We start from the raw sequence: 26899 nt of genomic DNA, 5'->3' as shown, positions 1-26899 counted from the left end.
AAAATGCGCAGGTGCCTGCCGATAGCCCACCAGCAAGGGTTCGACGGCGGTTCCGGGCAGCATCTGTGGCGCTCATCATCGGCGCGTGGGGTCGCGTCGGCCGTTTGGGTTCATCCCGTGCGATCTCGATTAGCGTGCGTGCGCTTGGCGCACTACGTACGCGAGTGTGCTTTTGTTTGTCGAAAACGTCGATGAAAGGCAATTGTCAGCGATGACATTCGACAGACAAGGCATCCCGGTGTTCAGGACAGTTTTTTTGAGGCAGGTGCGTGAATGGTGTTCAGCAAGGTTCTGACGAAGTGTGCGGTGACGTGTGCAGCGGCGATATGCGCTGTCGCACTCGCGCATGCCGAGCCACTCGGCGACACCCAGGCAGGGCCTCTCACCCGCGCACACGTGCCGCGCATCGCGCTCGACGACGACGTCTATCTGCCCACCGCCGGCCTCAACGAACAGATCATCCGCGTGCCGGTCGACGCTGCCGGCACGGTCACGCTCGAAACGACGATCTACAAACCGGACGGCGCAGGCCCGTTTCCGATGATCGTTTTCAACCACGGCAAGATTCCTGGCGACCCGCGCACGCAGGAGCGCAGCGACCCGCTGCCGTTCGCGCGTGAATTCGTGCGCCGCGGCTACGTGGTGGTCGCGCCGAACCGTCAAGGCTTCGGCCATTCGGGCGGCACTTATCAGCAGGATGGTTGCGACGTCGAACGCAACGGTGTCAGCCAGGCCGGCGACGTGGCCGCGACGATCGATTACATGTCGAAGCAGCCGTACGTGGATGCGACGCACATTGTGGTGGCCGGCACCTCGCACGGCGGCTTGGCAACGATGGCATACGGCTCCGAAGCTGCACCGGGCGTGCGGGCCTTGATCAATTTCTCGGGCGGTTTGCGGCAGGACGCGTGCGGCGACTGGCAAGGCAACCTGACACGTGCATTCGGCGCGTATGGCGAGAAAACGAAGGCGCCGTCGCTGTGGTTGTATGGCGATAACGATTCGGTGTGGACGGCGCCGCTGGTGGCCGGCATGTATGCCGCGTATGCCGCGCACGGCGCGAGCGCGAAGATGGTGGATTTCGGCGACTACAAGAATGACGCGCATCGACTCGTGGGCGATCGCGATGGCGTGCATGTGTGGTGGCCTGCTGTCGAGGCTTTCCTAGCTCGGGTGGGGATGCCTACCGGCGTGCAATATCGGGTTTCGGATCCTTCGTTGCCGAAGGCGAGTGGGTTTGCTGCTGTCGATGCGGTCGACTCTGTGCCGTTTGTCGACGAAGCTGGCCGTAATGGATATCGCAATTTTCTGCGTCAGTATCCTAGTCGGGCTTTTGCTGTTTCGGACACGGGTGCGTGGTCGTGGGCCGAGGGTGGCGATAATCCGATGTCGGTGGCTATTGCTAATTGCCAGAAGCAGAGTTCGGCGCCTTGCCGGTTGTATGCGGTTGATAACTCCGTTGTTTGGGGGGATGGGTCTTCGCAGACGGCAGATTCTTCTTCGGCGGGTTCTGCCGGTGAGCGGCGGGCTATTGCTAGTCGGAATTAAGAGTTGATTTTTGCCTTCGCGGCGCTTTTTGTTTGTTTGCCTGCGGCGTTGGCCCTTCCTTGATCTGGTTGCCTGCGCAGCGTTTGTTCGTCTGTATGCCTGCGGCGTTGGCCTTTCCTTGGTTTCTTATTGGTCTATTAGCGTCGCCCCTGTGCGGGGCGGGCACTTACTTCTCTTTGCCGCCGTGTATAGACCGGAGACATGGCTGACAGGTGTGCGGGGACATCATTGACACTTTATGGTCAGTGATTTTCGCTCCTCAGGTCAAGGGTGAGGATGCGATGATGGGCAAACCAGAATTCAAATACGCCGTCTTCGCCCGGCTTTGCGCGTGCCGCAACCGGCAGCCCATAAAGTGCTTTCGAGACCCTAAGGTGCTGTCCTTCAAAGCGTAGCTGACCATTCGCTTTGACCCGCAGCACCACGTCATCCGGGCCGTACTCCGGCTCCGGCAGGATGGATGGATACGCGCGGGGGCTAGGCCGGTAACGGCTGATCGGCGTGTCCATGCCGATCGCCTCATGCGGGCGCTCGCAGTTATATACGGTGCGCCAGCGGTCCAGTTCCTGTTGCACGTGCTGCTGGGTGGCGAAGCTTCGTCCGTTCAGTACTTCAGCCTTCAGCGTACGGTGAAACCGTTCGTCCTTGCCGTTGGTCTGCGGGTGATAAGGCCGGCTGTAACTGATACGAATACCCAGCCGGATCAGCCAGACGGCCAGTTCGGTGAGCTGACCCGGACTGCCGGGCGCCCCCCACGGCGAGCCGTTATCGGTGTTGATGCGCAATGGCAAGCCGTAGTGCCCAAACGCCTCCCGCAATCCCGTCTGCACGGTAGCGGTGTCGGTGGGTCCACAGGCGCGCAGCAGGATGCTGAAGCGCGAGTGGTCGTCGAGTACCGTCAGGGGGCTGCAGCGCTCCTTCTCGAGGGTCTCAAAGTGCCCCTTGAAGTCCATCTGCCAGAGTACGTTGGGCTGCTCGTGCTCAAAGCGCTTCCAGGGTTGGCTCATCGCTGAATCGGCCGGCAGGATCAGGTTGTGCCGGTGCAGAATGTCGGTCACGGTGCTGGCCTGTGGCACCGCCTCAAAGCCCAGATCCCGCAGGCGCCGGCTGATCTTGCGGCCACCCCAACGCGGATGGGCCTGGCGCAACCGCACCACTTCCTGCTCCATGGCAGCGGGGGTCTTTGAGGGACTGCTGGCAGGGCGCCGGGATTGATCTGACAGCGCGTTCTCGCCGCGATTAAGCCATTTGTAGCCGGTCTGCCGGCTGATATTAAAGCGCTGGCACAGCTCAGTCATCGTCAGCGTGTGTTGACTGGCCAGATGAACAAATTCCTGTCGGAGGCTCATGGTGTCTCTTGCATTCCAGGGCATGGTCGGGACCGGGCGTTTTAATACCCGGAAGTGTCAACCATGTCCCCGCACACCTGTCAGCTATGTCTCCGGTCTATACACGGCGGCAAAGAGAAGTAAGTGCCCGCCCCGCACAGGGGCGACGCTAATAGACCGATAAGAAACCAAGGAAAGGCCAACGCCGCAGGCATACAGACGAACAAACGCTGCGCAGGCAACCAGATCAAGGAAAGGCCAACGCCGCAGGCAAACAGCCCAAAACCGCCGAGCAGGCCAAATTCCCGCCCACAAGGTCCAACTACTTTGTCGTCGTTAACTCCGTCGATTAGCGACCTTCAGAACAGATCTGAAACCACCTGCATCGAACAGCACCAAACCCCAGCGCCGCGGGCAAAAAACCAACCCCAGCCCCTCGTGCACAGCACGAAATAAACCGCTAATCTCGACCCCGGACGCCAATTCAAGGCCGCGCGCAGCGCAAAGAAAAACCCGCACCACGAATGAAAAGGCCCTAAAAAAGCCAGCCGTGCAACGGCAAAAAAGCACCTCGGAGTACCCTTTGGAAAACTCAGCATCTCCTGAAGACTGGATCACCCGCAGCCTGCGTGCCGTCTGGCACCCCTGCACCCAGATGAAGCACCACGAGCGCCTGCCGCTAATCCCGGTCGCGCGCGGTCAAGGCGCGTGGCTCTACGATCGCGCGAACAACCGGTATCTGGACGCGATCAGCTCATGGTGGGTCAACCTGTTCGGCCACGCCAACCCCCGCATCAACGCGGCACTGAAAGACCAGCTCGACACGCTCGAACACGCAATGCTCGCCGGCTGCACGCACGAGCCAGCCATCGAACTCGCGGAGCGTCTCAGCGCACTCACCAACAACACGCTCGGTCACGCGTTCTTCGCATCCGATGGCGCATCGGCCGTTGAAATCGCGCTGAAGATGAGCTTCCACTCGTGGCGCAATCGCGGTTTCGCCGACAAGCAGGAATTCGTCTGCATCGCCAACAGCTATCACGGCGAAACCATCGGCGCGCTCGGCGTCACCGACGTCGCGCTCTTCAAGGACGCCTACGACCCGCTGATCCGCAACGCGCACGTCGTTGCCTCGCCCGATGCTCGGCTCGCGCAAGCCGGCGAAACAGCAGCCGATGTCGCGCGTCGCGCACTCGATCAGGTTCGCTCGCTGTTCGAAGCACGCGCCACGAAAATTTCCGCGCTGATCGTCGAGCCGCTCGTGCAATGCGCGGCCGGCATGGCGATGCACGACCCGTCGTATATCGCCGGATTGCGTGCGCTGTGCGATCAGTACGGCGTACATCTGATCGCCGATGAAATCGCCGTCGGCTGCGGACGCACGGGCACGTTCTTCGCATGCGAACAAGCCGGCATCTGGCCTGACTTTCTGTGTCTGTCGAAAGGCATCAGCGGCGGCTATCTGCCGCTCTCGATCGTGCTCTCGCGCGATGAAATTTTCGAAGCCTTCTATCACGATGACACCGCGCGCGGCTTCCTGCACTCGCACTCGTACACCGGCAATCCGCTCGCGTGCCGCGCGGCGCTCGCCACGCTCGATCTCTTCGCAAGCGACAACGTACTCGCCGTCAACGCGCAGAAATCCGCGAAGCTGAAGGCCGCGCTCGCACCGCTCGCCGAACACAAGCAGGTGCGCAATCTGCGTCAGTGCGGCACGATCTTCGCATTCGACGCCGTGATCGACGACGCTCAGCAAGCCAAAACATTCTCGCGCCGCTTCTTCGAAAACGCGTTGCAGCGTGAACTGCTGCTGCGTCCGATTTCGACGACGGTGTATCTGATGCCGCCTTACATCCTGGACGACGAAGAAATCGCACTGCTCGCCACGCGCACGCGCGAAACCTTCGAAGCCACGCTCGCGGAGACCCGCTAATGCACCTGCTCGACACACTCACCGAAGGCCTCAAGGACATCGACGAGCGCGGTCTGCGCCGTCGTCGCCGCATCGCCGACACGCCGTGCGCCGCGCACATGACGGTCGACGGCCGCGCAATCATCGGCTTCGCCAGTAACGACTATCTCGGGCTCGCGGCGCATCCGAAACTGATCGCGGCGATCGCCGAAGGCGCGCAGCGCTACGGCGCGGGCAGCGGCGGTTCGCATCTGCTCGGCGGCCACTCGCGCGCGCATGCGCAGCTCGAAGACGATCTGGCCGAATTCGCCGGCGGCTTCGTCGACAATGCGCGCGCGCTCTACTTCAGCACCGGCTACATGGCGAATCTCGCGACGCTCACGGCGCTCGCGGGCCGTGGCACGACGCTCTTTTCCGATGCGCTGAATCACGCGTCGCTGATCGACGGCGCGCGCCTCTCGCGCGCCGACGTGCAGATCTATCCGCACTGCGATACGGAAGCCTTGAGCGCGATGCTCGACGCGTCGAACGCCGAGGTCAAAGTCATCGTCTCCGATACCGTGTTCAGCATGGACGGAGATATCGCGCCTCTCGCGCGTTTGCTCGAACTCGCGGAACAGCATGGCGCATGGCTGATCGTCGACGATGCGCACGGTTTCGGCGTCCTCGGTCCGCAAGGCCGCGGCGCGGTCGCTGAGGCCGCGTTGCGCTCGTCGAATCTGATTTCGATCGGCACGCTCGGTAAAGCGGCTGGCGTATCGGGCGCATTCGTTGTCGCGCATGAGACCGTGATCGAATGGCTCGTGCAGCGCGCGCGCCCGTACATCTTCACGACCGCTTCGGTGCCCGCTGCGGCGCATGCGGTGTCGGCGAGCCTGCGTATCATCGGCGGCGAAGAAGGTGACGTGCGGCGCGCGCATCTCCAGCAACTGATCGAACGCACGCGCGCGATGCTTAAAGCCACGCCGTGGCTGCCGGTCGATTCGCACACCGCCGTGCAGCCGCTGATCATCGGCTCGAACGAGGCCACGCTCGATATCGCGGCCACGCTCGATCGCGCGGGTCTCTGGGTGCCGGCGATCCGTCCGCCGACCGTGCCCGCAGGTACCTCGCGACTGCGCATTTCGCTTTCAGCCGCGCATTCGCAAGCGGATCTGGACCGGCTCGAAGCGGGCTTGCAACAACTCGGGGCGAAGGCGGCATGAGTGGCTCGAGTCGAAGCGCGCTGTCGCTATTCGTCACCGGCACCGATACGGAAATAGGCAAGACCTTCGTGTCCGCAGCACTCCTGCGCGGTTTCGTGCGCGAAGGCCTGCAAGCCGCCGCGATGAAACCGATCGCCGCGGGTGCGTTCGAAGTGAACGGAGTGTTGCATAACGAAGACGCGGACCAACTCGACGCCGCGTCGAGCGTCCTGCTGCCGCCGGCGATTCGCACGCCGTATCTGCTGAAAGAACCTGCCGCGCCGCATATCGCCGCCGCGCTGGAGAACGTCACGTTCGATATCGACCACATCGTCGATTGCCATGCGCAAGCTTTGCAGCAGGCCGAGATCGTCGTGGTCGAAGGCGTCGGCGGTTTTCGCGTGCCGCTGACCGCCACGCAAGACACCACCGATCTAGCTGTCGCGCTGAAACTGCCGGTCGTACTGGTGGTCGGCATGCGCCTCGGCTGCATCAGCCATGCGCTACTCACCGCCGAAGCGATCGCCGCGCGTGGGTTGACGCTTGCCGGCTGGGTGGCGAATCGCGTCGATCCGGACATGACGTTCCCGGATGAAAACATCTCCTCGATTCGCGAGCATCTTGCGCGCGAACACGACGCGCCCCTGCTCGGCATCGTGCCGCACATGAGCCCGGCTTCGCCCGAGCTCGCGGCGGATCAACTCGACATCAACCGACTCCTGCAGACGCTGCGCCACACGCAGCGCTGAAAACCCATTACATCCATCCATGAGGATTGACGACATGACGCAACTGAACATCGCTCCGGCGCCAGCCGATACGGCCGCCTCGAATCACAACGCCAACAACGCCGCAGCAGACGCCAAACCGATGGCCAAATGGCGCGTCGCCGACATCGTCGCGCTGTACGAACTGCCGTTCAACGACCTGATGTTCCGCGCGCAGCAAACCCACCGCGAACACTTCGACGCGAACACGGTGCAACTGTCGACGCTGCTGTCGATCAAGACCGGCGGTTGCGAAGAAGATTGCGCGTACTGTCCGCAGTCGGTCCATCACGACACGGGCCTGCAGGCCGATAAACTGATGCCGGTCGATGAAGTATTGGCTGCCGCAAAGGTCGCGAAGGAAAACGGTGCGACGCGCTTCTGCATGGGCGCGGCGTGGCGCAATCCGAAGGACCGTCACCTCGAGCCGATCAAGGACATGATCCGCGGCGTGAAGGCGATGGGCCTCGAAACCTGCGTGACGCTCGGCATGCTGGAAACGCATCAGGCGCAGGGTCTGCGCGAAGCGGGCCTCGACTACTACAACCACAACCTCGATACTTCGCCGGAGTTCTACGGCCAGATCATTTCGACGCGCACGTATCAGGACCGTCTCGACACGCTGGAGCGCGTGCGCGATGCGGGCATCAACGTATGCTGCGGCGGGATTGTCGGCTTGGGCGAATCGCGCCGTGAGCGCGCCGGCCTGATCGCGCAACTGGCGAACATGGAGCCCTATCCGGAATCGGTGCCGATCAACAACCTGGTGCAAGTGGAAGGCACACCGCTGACCGGCACCGAAGCGATCGATCCGTTCGAATTCGTCCGTACGATTGCAGTTGCACGTATCACGATGCCGCGCGCGATGGTGCGTCTGTCGGCGGGCCGCGAGCAGATGGACGAAGCGTTGCAGGCGCTGTGCTTCCTCGCCGGCGCGAACTCGATTTTCTACGGCGACCAGTTGCTGACCACCAGCAACCCGCAAGCCGAAGCGGACCGCAAGCTGCTCGAACGCCTTGGCATTCGCGCGGAAGCAGCGCAGCAGATGCCGCTGGATCAGAGCGGCTGCGAGCATGGCTGTGATAAGCACGCTGCGTCGAACTAACGAATTCGACGTTCGCGCGTCAGTGGCGCAGCAAGCACGCGCAATAAAAAAGGCCGCCTCGGAAATGAGCTGCTCCCAAATCGTTGGACGGGTGTCCAACTTCTGGAAGGCAGTTCAGAAACGAGGCGGCCTTTTTACGTCTGGTGGTCTGACGGTCTGCGGAACTGAGGCGAAGATTTACTTCTTGTCGACGATGATCTGATCGAACGTCCCGCCATCGGAGAAATGCGTTTGCTGCGCTTTCTGCCAGTTGCCGAACATTTCTTCGACCGTGAAGGTCTTGATCGGTTTGAACTCGGCCGCGTGCTTTGCGAGCACGTTCTTGTCACGCGGACGCAGATGGTGCTGCGCAATGATTTCTTGCGCGGCCGGCGACCACAGATAGTCGAGATACGCCTGCGCTTCCTTGCGCGTGCCGCGCTTGTCGACCACCTTGTCGACGATCGACACCGGCGGCGCAGCCAGCAGGCTCACCGACGGATACACCGCTTCGAAATTGCCCGCGCCCACCCCCGTGTCGATCAACGACACTTCGTTTTCGAACGTCACCAGCACGTCGCCGATACCGCGTTGCGTGAAGGTCGTCGTCGCGCCGCGTCCGCCCGTGTCGAGCACCGGCACGTTCTTGAAAATCGCCTTTTCGAAGTCGAGTGCCTGTGCATCGGTGCCGCCGTGCTGCTTGCGATAACCCCATGCAGCCAGATACGTGTAGCGGCCGTTACCCGAAGTCTTCGGATTGGCGATCACCACTTGCACGCCAGGTTTGGCGAGGTCGTCCCAGTCCTTGATGTGCTTCGGATTGCCCTTGCGCACGAGGAACACCATTGTCGTGGTGTACGGGGCGCTGTCGTCCGGCAGGCGCGTGCGCCAGTTGGCGGGCACCAGTTGGCCTTTTTCGGCGAGCAGGTCGATGTCGTTCGGCTGGTTCATTGTCACGACGTCAGCCTGCAGTCCTTGCAGCACCGACAGCGCCTGCGCGCTCGACGCACCATGCGACTGGCGAATCGACACGGTCTCGCCGCTCTTCTGCTTGTATGCCGTGATGAAGCCGGCGTTGATGTCCTTGTACAACTCGCGCGTCACGTCGTACGACACGTTGAGCAGCGACGTGTCTGCGTGCGCCGTCGAGATGCCGCCGAGCGCGAGCGTCATTGCCGTCATGCCGGCTGCCAGCCAGCGCGATGTCCCCGTCTTGCCTGCCATCTTGTCCCCGCCTGTCGATGATGAAAATCTGTGGCCGCACAAGCGTGCAGCGTGAAGCGGGATTCTAACGGATCGCTTACTAGGTCACTCGTGCTCAATTGGGCGCTCAAACGAACGCGTGCTGCGCGACCTCGAACACCTCCTCACGAAAGCGCAATGGCGCCGCGCAATGCACCAGCGTATCGACGAAATATTTGGCGCGCGGCCACGGGCCGAACCCCGCCGCGGTGTTGATGTGTCCCGCGTCGCCGAGATTGACAAACGCGCTGCCGAAACGCTGCGCGAGATCGCGCGAACCGGCGAGCGGCATCCACGGGTCGGTTTCGCTGCCGATCAGAATCGACGGCACGCCGAGACGCCGGGCGTCGAACTGCCCGGCGAAGGCGAATTTCTGCGGACTCGCAGGCGCGACGAACAGCACGCCGACCACATCGTTCGCATACGAGGCCTGCTGCAACGCATGCGCAGTCGCAAGGCAACCGAAGCTGTGGGCGGCCAGCACGAACGGCCCACGTTCGCGCGCGAGCAGATCGCGCAGCGACTTCGCCCAGACGGCGACGTCCGGGGCATCCCAGTCGGCCTGTTCGACGCGCAGCGAGCGCGCGAATTGCCGTTCGAGCCATGTTTGCCAGTGCGCGCCCTCGCTGCCGTGCAGGCCGGGAACGGTGACGAGCCGCGGCGGCCATGTCGATTTGGTGCATGAAAGCATGTCAGTCCCTCGCTGCCGGAATCCGGAAAGTGATTGTCCCGCCTGGCGCCGCAAGGGCGAACCAAGTTTTTGTGCTTTGTTTATGGGGTAAATGCACGGCCAAATCGCTTCGCGCGGGCTTGCCGTTGCCCTTGCCGTAGTCCTTGCCATTGCCGTGGCCCGTGGCTCAATGCAAGCCACGCCAAGGAGCGTGGCCGAGCCAGAAGTTCGGGCCAAAACCGCACGCCCGTGCGCGAACGCACGCGATCCGCGTCGAAAAAGTAGAATGAAGCCTATCCATAAAAGGAGGAGGCCCCATGCCGCTAGCGTCGTCTGAAGCATCGTGGGCGTTGCAACCGCTCTACCGGGCCTTTCCCGCCATCAGACTCGACAACGCACGCGCCTTCCGGACCGTATGAAAATCCTCTTCTACATGCCGCATGCCGACGCCGCCGCGTGGCTCCACGACTTCGCCCGCGCGCTGCCGGAAGCCGAACTGCGCGAATGGCAGACGGGCGACTCCGGCCCAGCCGATTTCGCGGTCGTGTGGCGCCCGCCGCGTGAGATGCTGGCCGGCCGCGACGATCTGCGCGCGATCTTCAACCTCGGCGCGGGCGTCGATGCGATCCTCGCGCTGGAACACGAGCAACCCGGTACCCTGCCGCGCGATGCCCAGTTGATCCGGCTCGAAGACACCGGCATGGTCCTGCAGATGGCCGAATATGTGACGCATGCCGTGCTGCGCTACCTGCGCCGTTTCGACGAATACCAGACGCTGCAAAGCGAGCACCGCTGGGAAGTCCTCGATCCGCATCCACGCGAGACCTTCACGGTTGGCGTGCTCGGCCTCGGCGTACTCGGTGCGCAGGTCGCGCAAACGGTCGCGTCGTTCGGGATGCCGGTGCGCGGCTATAGTCGTAGTGCGCGGCAAATCGAGGGCATCACGGCCTTCGCCGGTGAAGCGCAATTCGATGCATTTCTCGACGGCGTGAAAGTGCTGGTGAATCTGCTGCCGCATACGCCGGATACGGGCGACGTGCTGAGCAAGCGCACCTTTTCCAGGCTCGCGAAGGGTGCGTATCTGATCAACGTCGCACGTGGCGGTCATCTGGTCGAACAGGATCTGCTCGAAGCGCTCGCAAGCGGCCAGCTCGCCGCCGCGACGCTGGACGTGTTCCGCGAGGAACCGTTGCCGCCCGATCATCTGTTCTGGCAGGAGCCGCGCATCACGATTACGCCGCACATGTCCGCGCTCACCTTGCGCGAAGAGAGCGTCGCGCAAGTCGCACGAAAAATGGCGGCGCTGATGCGCGGCGAAACGGTGGGCGGCGTGGTCGATATTGAACGTGGATACTGAGCGTGGATACTGAATGAATGCAAATATCGAGCACGGGTTTTGAACACCACCATCGAATCCACCTGAGCAACTGAAAGAGCGCCGCCACGCGCGGCAGGAGACACATCATGGCCTTGCCCCAACACGTCAAAATCGTCGAAGTCGGTCCGCGTGACGGACTGCAGAACGAGAAAGAATTCGTCCCCACCGCGATCAAGATCGAGTTGATCAACCGCTTGTCGGCGGCGGGCTTTCGCAACGTCGAAGCAGCGTCGTTCGTATCGCCGAAATGGGTGCCGCAGATGGCCGACGGCGCCGATGTCATGGCCGGCATCGAGCGCCGGGCCGGTACGATCTACTCGGTGCTGACGCCGAACCTGCGCGGTTTCGAAGGTGCGCTGGCCGCGCGCGCGGATGAGATCGTGATCTTCGGTGCGGCCAGCGAAGCGTTCTCGCAGAAGAACATCAATTGCAGCATCGCGGAAAGCATCGGTCGATTCGCGCCGGTCGCGCAGGCGGCGAAGGATCATGGCTTGCGAATTCGCGGCAGCGTGTCGTGTGCGCTCGGATGTCCGTATCAAGGCGAAGTGCCGGTGGAATCGGTAGTCGATGTGGTCGAACGTTTCGCGGCGCTCGGTTGCGACGAGATCGATATCGCGGATACGATCGGCGTCGGTACGCCGAAGCGCACGCGCGAAGTGTTCGAGGCAGTCACCAAGGTGTTCCCGCGCGAACGTCTGTCGGGGCACTTCCACGACACCTACGGTCAGGCGCTCGCGAACATTTACGCCGCGTTGCAGGAAGGCATCGAGATCTATCACGCTTCAGTGTCAGGGCTCGGCGGCTGCCCGTATGCGAAGGGCGCAACCGGTAACGTCGCAACCGAAGACGTGCTGTATCTGATGAACGGCCTCGGCATCGAGACCGGCATCGATCTCGCGCAAGTCGTCGCGATCGGCGATTTCATTTCGACGTCGATTGGCAAGCCTAACGTCTCGCGCGCCGGCAAGGCGTTGCTTGCCAAAGCGCGCAGCGAACAGGCCAACTGCGTTTGACTCTCGCAATCCATTCAGGACATAGAACGATGACGGACCACGCTTCTCTCGAATCCGATGATCTCGCAGCGTTGCCCGACGCGGCGCGCCGCGTCGCACAGTTGTTGCGTGAACGCGGCCACGCGGGCCGGATCGTGATGCTGCCGGGAACCGGCAAGACTTCCGCCGAAGCCGCCACCGGCCTCGGCTGCTCGGTTGCGCAGATCGCCAAGTCGATCCTGTTTCGCCGCCGCGAAGACGACGCACCGGTACTGGTGGTCGCGAGCGGAGCGAATCGCGTCGACGAAAAGAAGGTCGCGGCGCAAGTCGGCGAGATCGGCCGTGCGGATGCAAAGTTCGTCCGCGAGAAAACCGGTTATGCGATCGGCGGTGTGTGCCCGATCGGCCACGCCACGGAGCCCGTCACGCTGATCGATGCCGATCTGTTGGAACTCGACAGCCTGTGGGCCGCTGCGGGTCATCCGCATGCGGTGTTCAATCTGACCGCGCAGGAACTGATTGCGCTGACGGGCGCGCCGGTGATCGACGTGGCGCTGCGCGAGACGGCGTGAAGCGATGACAGCGGGCATCGATAACGAAGACGACGAGGCTGCCGTGCCGTCACCCTGCATCAGCGTGTGCAAGATGGACGCCTCGACCGGTTGGTGCGAAGGCTGCTTGCGCACAATCGACGAAATCGCCGGCTGGTCGTTGTTCGACGACGACGCGAAACGCGCGGTCTGGGACGCGATCGAGGAGCGCCACGCCGAGTTCATGGCAAAGCAGGCAAAGGGGCAGCGATGAACGCCGCGCCGCGCGTCGTGACGGTCGGCGAGACGTTCAGCTCGACGCTCGAACTATCGGCGGAATCGGTGAAATCGTTCGCCACGCTCGCCAACGACTTCAATCCGCTGCATCACGACGACGCCTATGCCGCGCAAAGCCGCTTCGGCGGGTTGATCGCGTCCGGCACGCAACCCACTGCGTATTTCATGGCGCTGCTGGCCACGCATTTCTCGACCTACGCGCAGCCGCTCGGACTCGAGTTCGATATCAAGCTGAAGAAAGCAGTCCACGCGAACGATACGCTGACGATCACCTGGCGCGTGCGCGACGCTTACTGGAAGCCGAGTCTGAACGGCGATCTGACGCATCTCGAAGGGAGCGTGGTGAATCAGCGTGGCGACATCGTGTTGATCGGCACGTCGACAATTCTCGTGATGCCGAAACCCGAAGCGTCGGCGAATTCATGCGCGGATACAAACTCTGACACAAGCGCGAATGCAAGCGCGGACTCAAGCGCACCATGATCACGCTACCGGAATCGATCCGAGTCTTCGAACGTGGCTGGCTCGTCGAACAACGTGCTGCTGGTCGACGACATGTGTGCCGCGCTCGTCGATACCGGTTACGCGACGCACGCACCGCAAACCATGGCGCTGGTGAAGCAAACGCTCGGCGCGCGACCGCTCGATCTGATCGTCAACACGCATCTGCATTCGGATCACTGCGGCGGCAACGCGCTATTGCAGTCGACGTGGCCGTGCCGTACCGCGATTCCCGCATCCGAAGCCGACGCGGTACGCAACTGGGACGAAACCCGTCTGACGTTTCGCGCCACCGGCCAGCGCTGCGAGCGCTTCACCTTCACCGAGACGATCGCGCCCGGCGCGCAACTGCGGCTCGGCGCGCTTGACTGGCAAGTGCTCGGCGCGCCGGGTCACGATCCGCATTCGTTGATGCTGTATTGCGCGGACGAACGTATCCTGATCAGCGCAGACGCGCTGTGGGAAAACGGCTTTGGCGTGATCTTTCCCGAACTGGAAGGTGAAAGCGGTTTCGCCGAAGAACAGGCGGTCCTCGAAGCCATCGCGAAGCTCGATGTGCGGCTCGTGATTCCCGGCCATGGAGCACCCTTCACGAATGTCGAAGAGGCGCTTGAACGGGCGTTTTCGCGCGTCGCGTGGCTACGCGCCGATCCGGCACGTAATGCGAAAAATGCGTTGAAGGTGTTGATCGTGTTCAAGCTGCTCGAAGTTCGCGCGATGAACTTCGACACCTTGCTGCGGATGCTCGACGACGCCGCCGTGATGCGCGCCGCAGCGTCGATGCTCAAGCCGCGCGGCGAATGGTCCACGTTGGTGCACACGACCGTCGAGGAGCTGGCCGCGAGGAACGGGCCGTTGGAAATCGATGGCGAACGCATCGTCGCGCGCCAGGCGTGACGCGCGCGGGACAGGCGGTCGGGCGGTAAGCCGCGCACCACACGCAAAACACCAAAACCGTCGCCACAAAAAGAAAACCGCTCGACCATCATGGCGAGCGGCGGAAATTCTGTCGGACGTGATCAGCGTCGCTATGAATGATACGCGTGCCGGTTTTTCGACCGCATCAGTGATTTCCCTACAGAAGCTTGACGCCGCCTTTTAAACACGCATACAGACCGCGCTACGAAGCCTCGTAGTCGCACGAGTTCGGCGTCATTGGTCCGTCTATATGAACAATGCGGCGCCCCGGTTGCTCCGGATTCCGTACGATCATTGGTTAATGGATCGGCACCGCAGTCATTACATCAGGTCGAGGACAGACGTTTCTGCGGCACGATCCGCCAGCCGAGATTCACGCCGGCGGCCGCGACCAGGATCAGCACTGCACCGAGCACCTGAATCCACGCGAGCGTCTGCCCGAACGCGACCCGGTCGACGATGATCGCCACCACCGGATAGATGAACGACAACGCACCGGTCATCGAGGTCGGCAGCTTCTGGATCGCCCCGTAGAGCAGCACATACATGAGCCCCGTATTGACCACCCCGAGCACGATCAATTCGAGCCACTGCACGCCGCTAGTCGGCAGCGCATCGAAGCGCACGAACGGCGCCAGCATTACGACGCCGAGCGACACCTGGATCAATGCAATCAGATGCGGCGGCGTGCCCTTCAGGCGCTTGGTAATGATCGACGAGACCGCATACATCGCCGCCGCGCCCACGGCATAGGCGACACCGACCAGATACTGGCCCGGCACCGCCAACACCGCCGGCTCGACCTTCACCACGAACACGAGACCGACAAACGCGACCACCAGCCAGGCGACCGTCGACGCGCCGATGCGCTCGCGGAACACCAGCGCGCCGAGCGCGACCAGCATGAACGGCTGCGTGTTGTAGACGGCGGTTGCCATCGAAATCGAGGCGCGCGAATAGGCCGCGAACAGCAACACCCAGTTGATCACGATAGCCGCGCCGCCGAGGAGCGCGAGGCCGAGCATCTTCCACGAAAAGAGCTTGCGCCTGAACAGGCCGAGCACGGCGCACACGAGGGCCAGCGTCGCGCCGCCGAAGATGCAGCGAAAGAACACCACATTGAACGGGCTCTGCTGCGACGACACCACCAGCCAGCCGATGGTGCCGGACATCAGCATGGCCATGGTCATTTCCGCCGCGCCGCGGCGAATCTCATTTGACGCCATGATTCGATCCTCGAATTGATTCCTGCATGAGAAGCAGTGTAATTAATCCAACCGCCCGAATACATGGCTAAACTTAAGTCTTCCTGCGAAGGAACCTAATATTTGAAGGCCATCATGACCAAACGCCTTGCTCCCGCCGCACCCGCGACACTCGATGAAACCGACCGCGCGCTGCTCGCCGCGCTGGCGGCGGACGCCCGCCAGCCGGTCAGCGAACTGGCGCGTCTGGTTGGCCTTTCGGCGCCGAGTACGGCGGAGCGCGTCCGAAGGCTCGAAGCGCAAGGCGTGATCGAGCGCTTCACAGTGCAGATCGATCCGCGCGCACTTGGCTTCACGTTGCAGGCAATCGTGCGCGTGAAGCCCTTGCCCGGGCAGTTGCATCTGGTGGAAGACGTGATCCGGCGGATTCCGGAGTTTGTCGAATGCGACAAGGTGACGGGCGACGACTGCTTCATCTGCCGCCTCTACCTGCATTCAATCGAGCAACTCGACGAGATTCTGTCGAAAGTCACCGAGCGCGCGGAGACCAGCACCGCCATCGTCAAGTCGACGCCGGTCGCGCGCCGCTTGCCGCCGTTAGGCTGAGCGAAACGCGCGGCCGCGCGGCCGCGTCACCTCACGCCTGAGCGAATGGCGGCCGCATTGCGGATGAACAAAGCCACTTACTGTTCGACCGCTTCGAAGAACGACAGCATTTCCGCGACCAGTTCGTCCGACGCCTCTTCAGGAATGTAATGCCCGCACGACAATGAACGCCCGCTCACGTCCCGCGCGACGTGACGCCATTCCACCAGCGCGTCGAAGCATTTCTCGATCACCCCCTTGTCGCCCCACAGCACACGCAGCGGACAGCCGATCTTGTGGCCGCGCTCGATGTCGGCCCGGTCGTGTTCGAGGTCGATGCTCGCCGACGCCCGGTAGTCCTCGCACATCGCATGCACGGCGCCGGGTTGCGCCAGCGCGCTGCGATAAGCGTCGAGCGCTTCTGGCGCGAACGGCGCGAGGCCCGCGTGACGGCTCCCCATCACCGCATCGACATACGCGGCCGGGTTCGCTCCGATCAGCGTCTCCGGCAGCGGCTCCGGCTGGATCAGGAAGAACCAATGGAAGTAATACGTCGCGAAGGCGCGGTCGGTGGCTTCGTACATCGCGAGCGTCGGCGCGATGTCGAGCAGCATCAAACGCTCGACGGCGTCGGCATGATCGAGCGCCATTCGGTGCGCAACCCGGGCGCCGCGATCATGTGCGCACACCAGGAATCGTTCGAAGCCGAAGTGGCGCATCACGGCGACCTGATCGGCCGCCATCGCGCGTTTGGAATACGGCGTGTGGTCGGCGTCGCTCGGCGGTTTGCCCGAGGCGCCGTAGCCGCGCAAGTCCGTGGCAATGACGGTGAAGTGCTGCGCCAGTTGCGCTGCGCACCGCTCCCAAATCAGATGCGACTGCGGGTGGCCGTGTAATAACAGAAGGGGCGGCCCTGCCCCGCCCTTCACTCCGAAAATATCGACGTCGCCCACGGCAACGCGAAAGGGCGTGAAATCCTCGAAGGCCATAGCGGGTCTCTTGTTGTTTGGGAGTCCAAGCATTGTAGGAGCGCAATGTGTCGACGCGGGGTGGGATAGGCCACGCAAACATAGAAACTGAACACTCCTTCCAACTGTTCCAAACGGACATGACGAACGCGACCGACGCAGTTCGCCTATAATCGAACGATCGTTCTTAAATTTCGGGCGGTCGTGGCAAATGCGGGGCGAGATCGTGGCGGCAGCGTGACGCTTGTCAGTCTCGACGCACCATAGGCCATGTGCCGCTAAACTCATTATCGCCGGGCGCTCTACACCGCACCGGTCCGTTCATCAGGAGACTCGCACCATGGCATTGCCCGCCGTCCTGCAAAAACTCGCGCTGCCCGTCGTCGCTTCGCCGATGTTCATCGTCAGCTATCCCGAACTCGTGTTGGCTCAATGTAAGGCCGGAATTGTCGGCTCGTTCCCCGCGCTGAATGCTCGCCCGGCCGAACTGCTCGACGAATGGCTCACGCAGATTCAGGCAAAACTCGCCGAACACAAGGCGGCCAACCCCGACGCGATCATCGGACCGATCGCCGTCAACCAGATCGTTCATCAGTCGAATACGCGGCTCGAGCACGACGTGCGCGTGTGCGTCGAACACAAGGTACCGATTTTCATCACCAGCCTGCGCGCACCGGCGCGTGAGATCGTCGACGCGGTGCACAGCTACGGCGGCATCGTGCTGCACGACGTGATCAACCTTCGGCATGCGCAGAAGGCGCTGGAAGCGGGCGTCGATGGGTTGATCCTGGTGGCGTCGGGCGCCGGCGGCCATGCGGGCACGACCTCGCCGTTCGCGCTGGTCGGCGAAGTGCGGCGCATGTTCGACGGCCCGATCGTGCTGTCCGGCTCGATCGCCAACGGCGGCTCGATTCTCGCCGCGCAGGCCATGGGCGCCGATCTCGCCTACATGGGCACGCGTTTCATCGCGACCAAAGAAGCGCACGCGGTCGACAGCTATAAGCAGGCGATCGTCAATTCCACGGCGTCGGACATCATCTACACGAACCTGTTCACTGGCGTGCACGGCAACTACATCCGCGAAAGTATCGTGAACGCGGGGCTGGACCCGGACGCGCTGCCGGAATCGGACAAGACCGCGATGAACTTCGGCAGCGACAAGGCGAAGGCGTGGAAGGACATCTGGGGCGCAGGCCAAGGCGTCGGCCTGATGGACGACGTGCCGAGCGTTGGTGAGCTGGTTCGGCGTTTGACGCAGGAATATGACGACGCGAAAGCGCGGCTGGGGATTGCGCGGTAAGTGCCTGGTTAAGGCGTTTTGCTGCGGCTCGATTCCGGAGCCGCAGCATGTCCGGCACTCACATATTGCGGCGGTACTGTCCGCCCACTTCAAACAACGCGTGCGTGATTTGCCCAAGCGAGCAGACGCGCACGACGTCCATCAGTACCGCGAACACGTTGTCATCGTCGATCACTGCACGCTTCAAGCGCTCAAGCGCCGCAGGTGCGTCATCACGGTGCCGGGCCTGAAAATCGCGCAGACGCTTCAACTGGCTCTGTTTTTCTTCGTCGGTGGAGCGGGCGAGCGCGATCGGCTGCGGCGCTTCGTGCGGATGCGCGCTCAAAAACGTGTTCACGCCGACGATCGGATACGAGCCGTCGTGCTTGCGATGCTCGTACAGCATCGACTCGTCCTGAATGCGCCCGCGCTGATAACCCGTTTCCATTGCGCCTAGCACGCCGCCGCGCTCAGTGAGCCGATCGAATTCCGCCAGCACCGCTTCTTCCACCAGATCGGTCAGCTCCTCGATCACGAAGCTGCCCTGATTCGGATTCTGATTCTTCGCGAGACCCCATTCGCGGTTGATGATCAACTGGATCGCCACCGCGCGGCGCACCGAATCCTCGGTGGGCGTGGTGATCGCTTCGTCGAATGCATTGGTGTGCAGCGAATTGCAGTTGTCGTAGATCGCAATCAGGGCTTGCAGCGTGGTGCGGATATCGTTGAAGTCGATCTCCTGCGCGTGCAGGCTGCGGCCCGAGGTCTGCACGTGATACTTGAGCTTCTGGCTGCGTTCGTTCGCACCGTAGCGTTCGCGCATTGCAATGGCCCAGATGCGTCGCGCGACACGGCCGAGCACCGTGTACTCCGGGTCCATGCCGTTCGAAAAGAAGAATGACAGATTCGGCGCGAAGTCGTCGATCGACATGCCGCGCGCGAGATAGGCTTCGACATAGGTGAAGCCGTTCGCGAGCGTATACGCCAACTGCGAAATCGGATTCGCGCCGGCCTCGGCGATGTGATAGCCGGAGATCGACACCGAATAGAAATTGCGCACGCCGTGATCGACAAAGTACGCCTGAATATCGCCCATTACTTTCAGGCTGAACTCGGTCGAGAAGATGCAGGTGTTCTGGCCTTGGTCTTCCTTCAGGATGTCGGCTTGTACCGTGCCGCGCACGTTTTCCAGCGCCGTGCGGCGAGCGGCGGCGAGTTCGCCTTCGGTGAGCGGACGGCCTTGCTGCTGCGTCATGCGCGCGATCTGCTGATCGATCGCGACGTTGAAGAACATCGCGAGAATCGTCGGCGCCGGACCGTTGATCGTCATCGATACCGATGTCTCAGGCGCGCACAGATCGAAGCCGTCGTAGAGCGTTTTCATGTCGTCGAGCGTCGCGACGGAGACGCCCGAGTTGCCCACCTTGCCGTAGATGTCGGGGCGCTCGTGCGGTTCTTCGCCGTAGAGCGTGACCGAATCGAAGGCTGTCGAGAGACGTTTGGCCGGCATGCCTTCGGAGAGCAATTTGAAGCGGCGGTTGGTGCGGAACGGATCGCCTTCGCCAGCGAACATCCGTGTCGGGTCTTCGTTTTCGCGGCGGAACGGAAACACGCCTGCGGTGAACGGAAAATAGCCGGGGAGATTGTCGAGCATCAGCCAGCGCAGGATTTCGCCGTGGTCGACGAATTTCGGCAACGCGACTTTGCGGACCTTGGATCCGGATAGTGTCGTGACGGTGAGTCCGGTGCGGATTTCGCGGTCGCGTATGCGGACGATGTGTTCGTCGCCGGAATAGGCAGCCACCGTTTGCGGCCAGGCTTCGAGGAGTCTGCGTTCGCGTTCGCCGAGAGCGGCGGTGCGTTGAGTGATGAGCGCGTCGAGTTCGGATTGGGGGTGGTTCGCTGCTCCTGCTTCAGCCTCATTGAGCATCCGCCGCGCTTCGGTGAGTTGCCAGCGCTCACGTGCCACCTGTGCTTGCGCGTCGGCACGTTCGCGATACGCGTGAACGGTCTGTGCGACATCCGCTAGATAGCGCACACGCGCAGGCGGCACGATGGCGTTGCGGCCGCTCGAAAAGCGCAGGTCGTCGAGCCTAGGCAGACGATCGCCGCCTGAAGGCAGGCCGTGCGTGCGCAACGCCTCGGCCACACGCTGATAAAGCGCGGTCACACCGTCGTCATTAAAGCGCGAGGCGATCGTGCCGAACACGGGCATCGCGTCGGGCGACTTCGCGAAGTCGCCACGATTGCGCTGCACCTGCTTGGCGACATCGCGCAACGCATCGGGCGCGCCTTTACGGTCGAACTTGTTGATCGCGACGAAGCTGGCAAAGTCGAGCATGTCGATCTTCTCCAACTGGCTCGCCGCGCCGAATTCGGGCGTCATCACATACAGCGATTCGTCTACGAACGGCACGATCGCCGCATTGCCCTGCCCGATCCCGGAGGTCTCGACAATGATCAGATCGAAGCCCGCAGCCTTGCACAGCGTGAGCACGTCGGACAACGAATCGGTGATTTCACTCGACGCTTCACGCGTCGCCATCGAGCGCATGTAGACGCGCGCGCCACCGCCCCAATCGCCGATTGCGTTCATGCGGATGCGGTCGCCGAGCAGCGCGCCGCCGGACTTGCGGCGCGACGGGTCGATAGCCAGCACGGCGATGGTGAGGGCGTCGCCATAGTCGAGGCGAAAGCGGCGGATCAGCTCGTCGGTGAGCGAGGATTTGCCGGCGCCACCGGTGCCGGTGATGCCGAGGACGGGAACCTCGATCGCGCCAGCGAGGACCGAAAGTATTTCCTGTTCGGCCGATTTGACGCGGCCCGCTTCGTACGCGCTGATCAGTTGGGCAAGACGGCGGAAAGTGAAGGTTGCTGAGTCTGGTTGTTCGGCGGTACTGGCGGCACTCGCGGAACGGGGGGGACTGACGGTGTCGGCAGTACTGACGGCGTCCGCGATCTGGCTGACGTAGAGGTTCCCGCCGGCCTTACGCGCTTTGCCCGAAGGCTCGCGCGCGTTGGCGTGATCATCGGCACGCGTCTCGACCTGCGATGCTGCGCGTGGCTCGAAACGCGGCAGCCCACACGCCGACAAATCGGCCACCCACTCGCCAACCGGACTCTCCCGTGTGGCGGCAGCGGCACGCGCGACTTCGGCGCAGCGCGCAATCATGTCGTCGATCATGCCTTGCAGGCCGAGCCGCTGCCCGTCATGCGGCGAATAGATCGACTCGACGCCGTATCGTTCGAGTTCGGCAATTTCTTCTGGGACGATCACGCCGCCGCCGCCGCCGAACACCTTGATGCGCTCGCCGCCACGCGCACGCAGCAGATCGACGAGATAGCGGAAGTATTCGTTGTGGCCACCCTGGTAACTCGACACAGCGACGCCGTCGGCGTCTTCATGCAGTGCGGCGGTGGCAACTTCATCGACCGAGCGGTTGTGGCCGAGGTGGATCACCTCGACACCGCTCGCTTGCAGAATGCGCCGCATGATGTTGATCGACGCGTCGTGGCCGTCAAACAAGGCGGCGGCGGTGACAAAGCGCAGGCGCCGGCCCGCAGGCAGCTTGTGGCTGCCGGCGCGCTGCGGCGTGGACAGATCGGTCATGTCTCCCCCAGATCGTTACGCGTATGGGTGCTTGCAACCAGTATAGCGAAACGGGGTGAGGCGCCTACCGCACCGCCAGCGCCTTGATCTGCTCGAGCGAAGGCCAAAGCGATTCGTTCGCGAACCGGTCGGCCAGGAAGTCGACAAACGAGCGCACCTTCGCCGACAGATGCCGACGGCTCGCGTAGACCACATGGATCGGCAACTCGCGCGGCGGCACGTCGTCCACCAGCAGCGGCACCAGGCGCCCCGCGGCCAGATCGTCGCCGATCACCTCTGTACCGAGCATCGCGATGCCCGCGCCTTGCAGCACGATCACGCGCTGCGCCTCCAGGTGGTTGACGATCAGATTGCCGGACAGACGCACTCGCGGCGAGCCGTCGCCGGTCGCGGGAGCGATTTCGAGCGTGGACACGCCCGCGTACTGCAGATAGTTGTGACGCGCCAGATCGGCGACAGTCTTCGGCGTGCCGTGCCGGCGCAGATAAGCCGGTGACGCGCACAGCACCAGATGGGCGGTCGCAATCTGCCGGGCGATCAGCGAAGACGACTTCAGCCCGCTCGGCGAAGCCCGGATCGCGACATCGAAGCCCTCGTCGATCAATTCGACCACGCGGTCGGACAGCGTCATGTCGACCGTGACCTGCGGATATTGCGCGGCGTAGTCGGCCACCGCGGCCATCACGTGGCTCAAGCCGAACGCCGACAACGACGAAACCCGCAAGCGCCCTTGCGGCACGACGCTCGCCGCGCCGACCACCTGCTCGGCTTCTTCGAGCTCGGTGAGCACCTGGCTCAAGCGTTCGTAGTATTCGCGGCCCGCCTCGGTCGGCGCGACACGGCGCGTGGTGCGGTTCAGCAAACGCGCGCCGAGCTGCTGTTCGAGGTGCATCACGTGCTTGCTCGCCATCGCCGCCGACATCTCCATCCGTTCGGCCGCGCCGACAAAGCTGCCGACTTCGACCACATGGCGGAACACTTTCATGCTGACGAGGGTATCCATCTCAATCGCTCGCTTCAGGAATCAATCGACGCCATTTTGCCGGGTTTATCAAAAACTGGTCGGCAAATCGCGCAGATGCGGACACCAAAAACGGACGCCAGAAGCGGCAAAGCCCACCTTCATCGAAGAAGGTGGGCTTTGCCGGTGTTACCTGTTTCGGCAGGGTTGGGCGTCACGCGGCGCCGGCTCGCAGGCGCCGCCCGCCTTGACCCCAGACGCTTAGAACTTCGCGCGCAGGCCCACGCCGTACGTGTTGCCGCTCGATTGGCTGGTGATCTTGTCGTACATATAAGCCGCGTAGATATCCGTGCGCTTGGACAGCGGGTAGTCGTAGCCGACAGCAGCCGTCTGACGGGTCTGGTCGAGGCCGCCGCCGTCGCGCGAATAGGCGTACGACGCCATCACCGTGCCCGGACCGGCCGGTACCGACACGCCGCCCTGCGCCGTATTCACGTGCCAGCTCGAAATGGTCTGCTGGTTATACGTGTACATGTACTGGCCGAAGAATTTCACGAACTTCATGTCGTACGAAACGCCGGCTTGCGCCACGCTCTGGCTCTTCAGGCCCGGAACGCCCGACGTATTGAAGCTGCCGAGGTCGACCGGCACGTTGTTGAAGTTCACGTACTGGTACACCGCGGTCGCCGCGAATGGGCCGTGGAAATACAGCACCTGGCCGCTCCACTTCTTCGCGCTGTTCTGACCGGCCGTGTTGCCGAGCGCGTACATCGCCGTCGCGGACAGGCCGTTGAAGTTCGGCGATGAGTACGACACCGCGTTGTTCCAGCCCGAATCGCCTGTCACGCCCTGATCCGTCGTGTACGTCGGGAACGTGCCGAGGCCGAGGTACACGTGGGTCACCATCGGCGAGAACACGTACGAATCGATGAACGGGTTGAACAGGATCGTCGACACGAACAGCGGCGTGGTCAGACGGCCCGCCGTCACCGTGCCGTACGGCGATTCGATACCGACGTACGCGTTACGCGAGAACGTCGTGTCGCCCGGGAACCGGCCGTACTGGCCGTTCTGCGCACGGAAGAAGCCTTCCAGCGTGAAGATCGCCTTGTAGCCGTTGCCCAGATCCTCAGCCCCCTTCAAGCCCCAGTACGACGTCGACATGCCGCCGCCGGACACCTGCACTGCCGTCTTGCCGCCCGGGAATTTCTGCGCGCCAACCCATTCGTCGACCTGACCGTAGAGTTGCACGCTCGATTGCGCAAAAGCAGACGATGCACTGGCCAGCAGAGCGGCACACGCGGTTGCCTTGAGGGTGGTCTTCAGCGCACTGCTGATGCTTGTTTTCATGGGTTCTCCTGTCTTTGTCAAAAGGGGTGTGGCTGTGCGAAAGGGGGAGCTCGCGCGAACCGTTGTTGTTGTCCGTTCGATCATCGAGCCAATCTGGGCGGGACCATCTTTGCGGACCATTTTTATGGACAAAAATATCTTGGGTTATTGCGGGTATAGCGGTCTGATTAGTTTTGTCACTTATCGGCCGGATAAAGCGCTGGCCGTGTACGTCGTCGCCGCATCGCCGCGGACCTCACGGTTTGGCGCAAAGCGTTACTGACATGGCGCCCGACCGGGTGATAACGGTTCAGATGCCGTGCGGATGACGCGCCGCGACAGAAACGATCAAATTTGACGACGAGAGGCGGCTTGCTGCCGAGTGTTTTCAAAAAAGTGTGGCGTCGAAACGTCACATTGACGGGGGCGTTTTGGACGGCAGCGACGCGCAATGCCGCAGCAAACCGGTTTGAAAGCCGGAAAAGCGGATTCGTCGGAGCGTAAGAGGGGAATTCGGTGAGACGACGAGCGGTGTGGGACCGCACTGAGTGCGGGTTTTTAGTCCGCGATTAGTTACGGTACGGCGAACCTTCCTGCTGACGCGGGTCGTCCGCCGGGCGCTGCATTGGACGTGAGGTGCTGCGCTCTTCGTTGTAGCGGGCGACATCGGCGCGAATCGAGCCTGCGCGAACCGGCGCGTTGGGCGGCGGCCGCGGCACCGCGCGCGATTCGGCGCTGACCGGGGTGATAGCGCCGGCGTACTGCATGCCGCCGCGGCCATCGTTAGGATATCCAGCCGGTCCGGCAACCCGACGCATGCCTGGGTTGTAGCCGCCAAAGCGGTTGGCGTAGCTGCCGGCGGCGAAGTTCGCGCCGCCACGCGGCAAGCGCGCGTTGCTGTTGGCCATGTAGTTGCGAGCCGGTCTTGCGTTGGCGGCGCCATAGTAATAGCCGCCGTTGCGCGCGTCGCCTCGCATTGCGTGGCCGACAGCGGCATGCGAGTAACCGCCGCCACCGCCACCACCACCACCGTGCGGTATGCCCGGCTCTTTTGCATAGGCGAACGAGCACAGCGCAGCGATAACCGCGCCCAACACCCAGTGCTTCGTTCTCGACAACCCGTCCACCCAGTGACTCACATGCCCGAAGACTTGCCTGAAGCCCACCGTTCGAGCTGCGATGGACTTGTTCTGGGACCGGCTCGAGCGCTGCGTATCTGTCGCGGCGCGGGGCATCCCGATGGCCTTTCAGCGTAATTTATGGGTGCCGGCAAAGGGTGTCGAGCCAAAAAGTGTTAGGCCTCGAGCGCTGTTGTAACACCTTGTTACTGCGACGTTTTTCCGCGACAGAGTCCTTGCGCGAAACCCTTGAAACAGCTTGGTTGCGCAGCTATATCGAGATCCGCTGAAGGTGCTCGCGTATGACGAATCCCAGCAGGATTTTTCGCCGGATTGTCAAAACGGCAGTGGACCAAACAGATGCGGTCGCCAATACTGGAGCTGACTGCGAAGATCGGCTGCAGCCCGTCGATGTAGCGATTTAATGCACAATGCTCATTAATCGATTCGGCAAATGAATTTGCATATTCAATCGGTTTTCAACAACAATAGGCGTTTTTCATAGCCTGAGTCGGGCGCATTTGCGCGCGCCCTGCTTCCCGCATCACCGAATCGAGATTTCGCCATGGCTCGCCCGAAACTGCTTCCCGACAACTTCACCTTGTGCCTTGTGGGCACCGTGATCCTTGCCAGCTTGCTGCCGGTTCACGGGCAGGCCGCCGTCGGGTTCAACTGGGTGACGAACGTTGCGGTCGGCCTGCTATTTTTCCTGCATGGCGCCAAGCTCTCACGCGAAGCGATCATTGCGGGCGCGACGCACTGGCGTCTGCATCTGGTAGTGCTGCTCAGCACGTTCGCGCTGTTTCCGCTGCTCGGCCTCGCGCTTAAGCCGCTCCTTTCGCCACTTGTCACGCCGGCGCTCTATGCGGGGGTCCTCTTCCTCTGCACGCTGCCGTCGACGGTTCAGTCGTCTATCGCGTTCACGTCCATTGCTAAAGGCAACGTGCCGGCCGCCGTATGCAGCGCGTCGGCCTCGAGCCTGCTGGGCATCTTCATCACGCCCGCACTCGTCAGCCTCGTCGTCACCAATCAGGCTGCGAGCGGCGGCGCCTCCCCGTGGCACACGGTGGGCAACATCGTTCTGCAATTGCTGGTGCCGTTCGTGGCCGGGCAGTTGCTGCGCCCGCTGATCGGCAAGTGGATCGAGCGCAACCGTGGCGTACTGAAGTTCGTCGACCAGGGCTCGATCCTGCTGGTGGTGTACGGCGCGTTCAGCGAGGCCGTCAACGAGGGTTTGTGGCACCAGATCCCGTTGTCCGCGCTCGGCGGCCTGCTGTTGATCAGCGTCGTGCTGCTCGCGCTCGCGCTTGCTGTGACGATGTTCGTCAGCAAGCGGCTCGGCTTCAACCGCGCCGATCAGATCACGATCATCTTTTGCGGTTCGAAGAAAAGCCTCGCTGCCGGCGTGCCGATGGCCAAGGTGATTTTCGCCTCGCATGCGGTGGGTGCCGTGGTGTTGCCGCTGATGCTGTTCCACCAGATCCAGCTGATGG

The 26899-nt window shown here is 62.6% G+C and carries 22 protein-coding genes and 1 pseudogene; 14 read left to right on the top strand and 9 right to left on the bottom strand.

Annotation, left to right across the window (positions count from 1 at the left end):
- Positions 1-273 precede the first annotated feature (273 nt).
- Positions 274-1548, top strand: a complete 1275-nt coding sequence (locus tag GNZ13_RS29190; RefSeq protein ID WP_172171036.1) for a dienelactone hydrolase family protein — start codon at positions 274-276, stop codon at positions 1546-1548.
- 242 nt (positions 1549-1790) lie between these two features.
- Here the strand turns inward: GNZ13_RS29190 and GNZ13_RS29185 are convergent, their stop codons facing one another.
- Entirely contained in the window at positions 1791-2921 is a 1131-nt protein-coding gene (locus tag GNZ13_RS29185; RefSeq protein ID WP_172171034.1) for an IS481 family transposase, read from the bottom strand.
- 538 nt (positions 2922-3459) lie between these two features.
- Here GNZ13_RS29185 and bioA point away from each other — a divergent pair.
- Genes bioA through bioB form a run of 4 tightly spaced genes read left to right on the top strand, consistent with a single transcriptional unit; the run spans position 3460 to position 7844 of the window.
- Complete coding sequence (gene bioA / locus GNZ13_RS29180; RefSeq protein WP_172171032.1) at positions 3460-4809, top strand: adenosylmethionine--8-amino-7-oxononanoate transaminase; 1350 nt, start codon at positions 3460-3462, stop codon at positions 4807-4809.
- Positions 4809-5993, top strand: a complete 1185-nt coding sequence (gene bioF / locus GNZ13_RS29175) for an 8-amino-7-oxononanoate synthase (RefSeq protein ID WP_172171030.1) — start codon at positions 4809-4811, stop codon at positions 5991-5993. Before bioA ends, bioF begins: the two co-directional genes overlap by 1 nt.
- Positions 5990-6721, top strand: a complete 732-nt coding sequence (bioD, locus tag GNZ13_RS29170) for a dethiobiotin synthase (RefSeq protein WP_172171028.1) — start codon at positions 5990-5992, stop codon at positions 6719-6721. The genes bioF and bioD overlap by 4 nt, the downstream gene beginning before the upstream one ends.
- Positions 6722-6755: 34 nt before the next feature.
- Positions 6756-7844, top strand: a complete 1089-nt coding sequence (bioB, locus tag GNZ13_RS29165) for a biotin synthase BioB (RefSeq protein WP_172171026.1) — start codon at positions 6756-6758, stop codon at positions 7842-7844.
- 177 nt (positions 7845-8021) lie between these two features.
- Here bioB and GNZ13_RS29160 read toward each other — a convergent pair whose 3' ends face one another.
- Together GNZ13_RS29160 and GNZ13_RS29155 are read right to left on the bottom strand one after the other, a co-directional pair.
- Positions 8022-9047 carry a sulfate ABC transporter substrate-binding protein gene (locus GNZ13_RS29160; RefSeq protein WP_172171024.1) on the bottom strand — a complete coding sequence of 342 codons (1026 nt, stop codon included), beginning with the start codon at positions 9045-9047 and terminating at the stop codon, positions 8022-8024.
- Positions 9048-9153: 106 nt separating this feature from the next.
- Positions 9154-9756: an RBBP9/YdeN family alpha/beta hydrolase gene (locus GNZ13_RS29155; protein ID WP_172171022.1), complete on the bottom strand. Its 603-nt coding sequence runs from the start codon at positions 9754-9756 to the stop codon at positions 9154-9156.
- Between the two features lie 394 nt (positions 9757-10150).
- Between GNZ13_RS29155 and GNZ13_RS29150 the strand changes: the two genes are divergently transcribed.
- The 6 genes and pseudogenes from GNZ13_RS29150 to GNZ13_RS29125 all read left to right on the top strand — a co-directional run bounded on the left by GNZ13_RS29150 (position 10151) and on the right by GNZ13_RS29125 (position 14330).
- A complete protein-coding gene (locus tag GNZ13_RS29150) occupies positions 10151-11092 on the top strand; it encodes a 2-hydroxyacid dehydrogenase (protein WP_172171020.1) in 942 nt (313 codons plus the stop codon).
- A 107-nt stretch (positions 11093-11199) separates the two neighbouring features.
- Complete coding sequence (locus GNZ13_RS29145) at positions 11200-12126, top strand: hydroxymethylglutaryl-CoA lyase (RefSeq protein ID WP_172171018.1); 927 nt, start codon at positions 11200-11202, stop codon at positions 12124-12126.
- Between the two features lie 29 nt (positions 12127-12155).
- Positions 12156-12677 carry a YbaK/EbsC family protein gene (locus GNZ13_RS29140; protein ID WP_172171016.1) on the top strand — a complete coding sequence of 174 codons (522 nt, stop codon included), beginning with the start codon at positions 12156-12158 and terminating at the stop codon, positions 12675-12677.
- Between the two features lie 4 nt (positions 12678-12681).
- Complete coding sequence (locus GNZ13_RS29135) at positions 12682-12909, top strand: DUF1289 domain-containing protein (RefSeq protein WP_172171014.1); 228 nt, start codon at positions 12682-12684, stop codon at positions 12907-12909.
- On the top strand, positions 12906-13415 hold the full coding sequence (locus GNZ13_RS29130) for a MaoC family dehydratase (protein ID WP_172171012.1): 510 nt from the start codon (positions 12906-12908) through the stop codon (positions 13413-13415). Before GNZ13_RS29135 ends, GNZ13_RS29130 begins: the two co-directional genes overlap by 4 nt.
- A pseudogene (locus GNZ13_RS29125) lies at positions 13412-14330 on the top strand (MBL fold metallo-hydrolase). The gene GNZ13_RS29130 and the pseudogene GNZ13_RS29125 overlap by 4 nt, the downstream one beginning before the upstream one ends.
- A 347-nt stretch (positions 14331-14677) precedes the next feature.
- On the opposite strand, the gene GNZ13_RS29120 reads toward GNZ13_RS29125, so the two are convergent.
- The gene (locus tag GNZ13_RS29120; RefSeq protein ID WP_172171010.1) at positions 14678-15577 is read right to left on the bottom strand and encodes a DMT family transporter; all 900 of its coding nucleotides are present in this window, start codon (positions 15575-15577) and stop codon (positions 14678-14680) included.
- A 114-nt stretch (positions 15578-15691) separates the two neighbouring features.
- On the opposite strand from GNZ13_RS29120, the gene GNZ13_RS29115 reads away from it, so the two are divergent.
- Positions 15692-16162: an Lrp/AsnC family transcriptional regulator gene (locus GNZ13_RS29115; RefSeq protein ID WP_172171008.1), complete on the top strand. Its 471-nt coding sequence runs from the start codon at positions 15692-15694 to the stop codon at positions 16160-16162.
- Between the two features lie 77 nt (positions 16163-16239).
- Here GNZ13_RS29115 and GNZ13_RS29110 read toward each other — a convergent pair whose 3' ends face one another.
- A complete protein-coding gene (locus GNZ13_RS29110) occupies positions 16240-17130 on the bottom strand; it encodes an alpha/beta fold hydrolase (protein ID WP_172171006.1) in 891 nt (296 codons plus the stop codon).
- A 319-nt stretch (positions 17131-17449) separates the two neighbouring features.
- Here GNZ13_RS29110 and GNZ13_RS29105 point away from each other — a divergent pair, with 319 nt between their 5' ends.
- Positions 17450-18409 (top strand): NAD(P)H-dependent flavin oxidoreductase, encoded by a 960-nt coding sequence (locus tag GNZ13_RS29105; protein ID WP_172171004.1) that lies wholly within the window; start codon positions 17450-17452, stop codon positions 18407-18409.
- A 58-nt stretch (positions 18410-18467) separates the two neighbouring features.
- Here the strand turns inward: GNZ13_RS29105 and icmF are convergent, their stop codons facing one another.
- From icmF to GNZ13_RS29085, 4 genes are all read right to left on the bottom strand, one after another.
- Entirely contained in the window at positions 18468-21998 is a 3531-nt protein-coding gene (gene icmF, locus GNZ13_RS29100) for a fused isobutyryl-CoA mutase/GTPase IcmF (RefSeq protein WP_172171002.1), read from the bottom strand.
- Between the two features lie 64 nt (positions 21999-22062).
- Positions 22063-23001 (bottom strand): LysR family transcriptional regulator, encoded by a 939-nt coding sequence (locus GNZ13_RS29095; RefSeq protein ID WP_172171000.1) that lies wholly within the window; start codon positions 22999-23001, stop codon positions 22063-22065.
- A gap of 219 nt (positions 23002-23220) precedes the next feature.
- Positions 23221-24309 carry a porin gene (locus GNZ13_RS29090; RefSeq protein ID WP_172170998.1) on the bottom strand — a complete coding sequence of 363 codons (1089 nt, stop codon included), beginning with the start codon at positions 24307-24309 and terminating at the stop codon, positions 23221-23223.
- Between the two features lie 548 nt (positions 24310-24857).
- Entirely contained in the window at positions 24858-25415 is a 558-nt protein-coding gene (locus GNZ13_RS29085; protein WP_172171134.1) for a hypothetical protein, read from the bottom strand.
- Between the two features lie 556 nt (positions 25416-25971).
- On the opposite strand from GNZ13_RS29085, the gene GNZ13_RS29080 reads away from it, so the two are divergent.
- A partial coding sequence (locus GNZ13_RS29080; protein ID WP_172170996.1) for a bile acid:sodium symporter family protein occupies positions 25972-26899 on the top strand: 928 nt, incomplete at its 3' end.

Origin of the sequence: Paraburkholderia elongata (assembly GCF_013177735.1) — a bacterium.
Classification (GTDB): domain Bacteria; phylum Pseudomonadota; class Gammaproteobacteria; order Burkholderiales; family Burkholderiaceae; genus Paraburkholderia; species Paraburkholderia elongata.
Note: the sequence above shows the minus strand (reverse complement) of the source record. Positions and strands in the feature narration are given on the sequence as shown.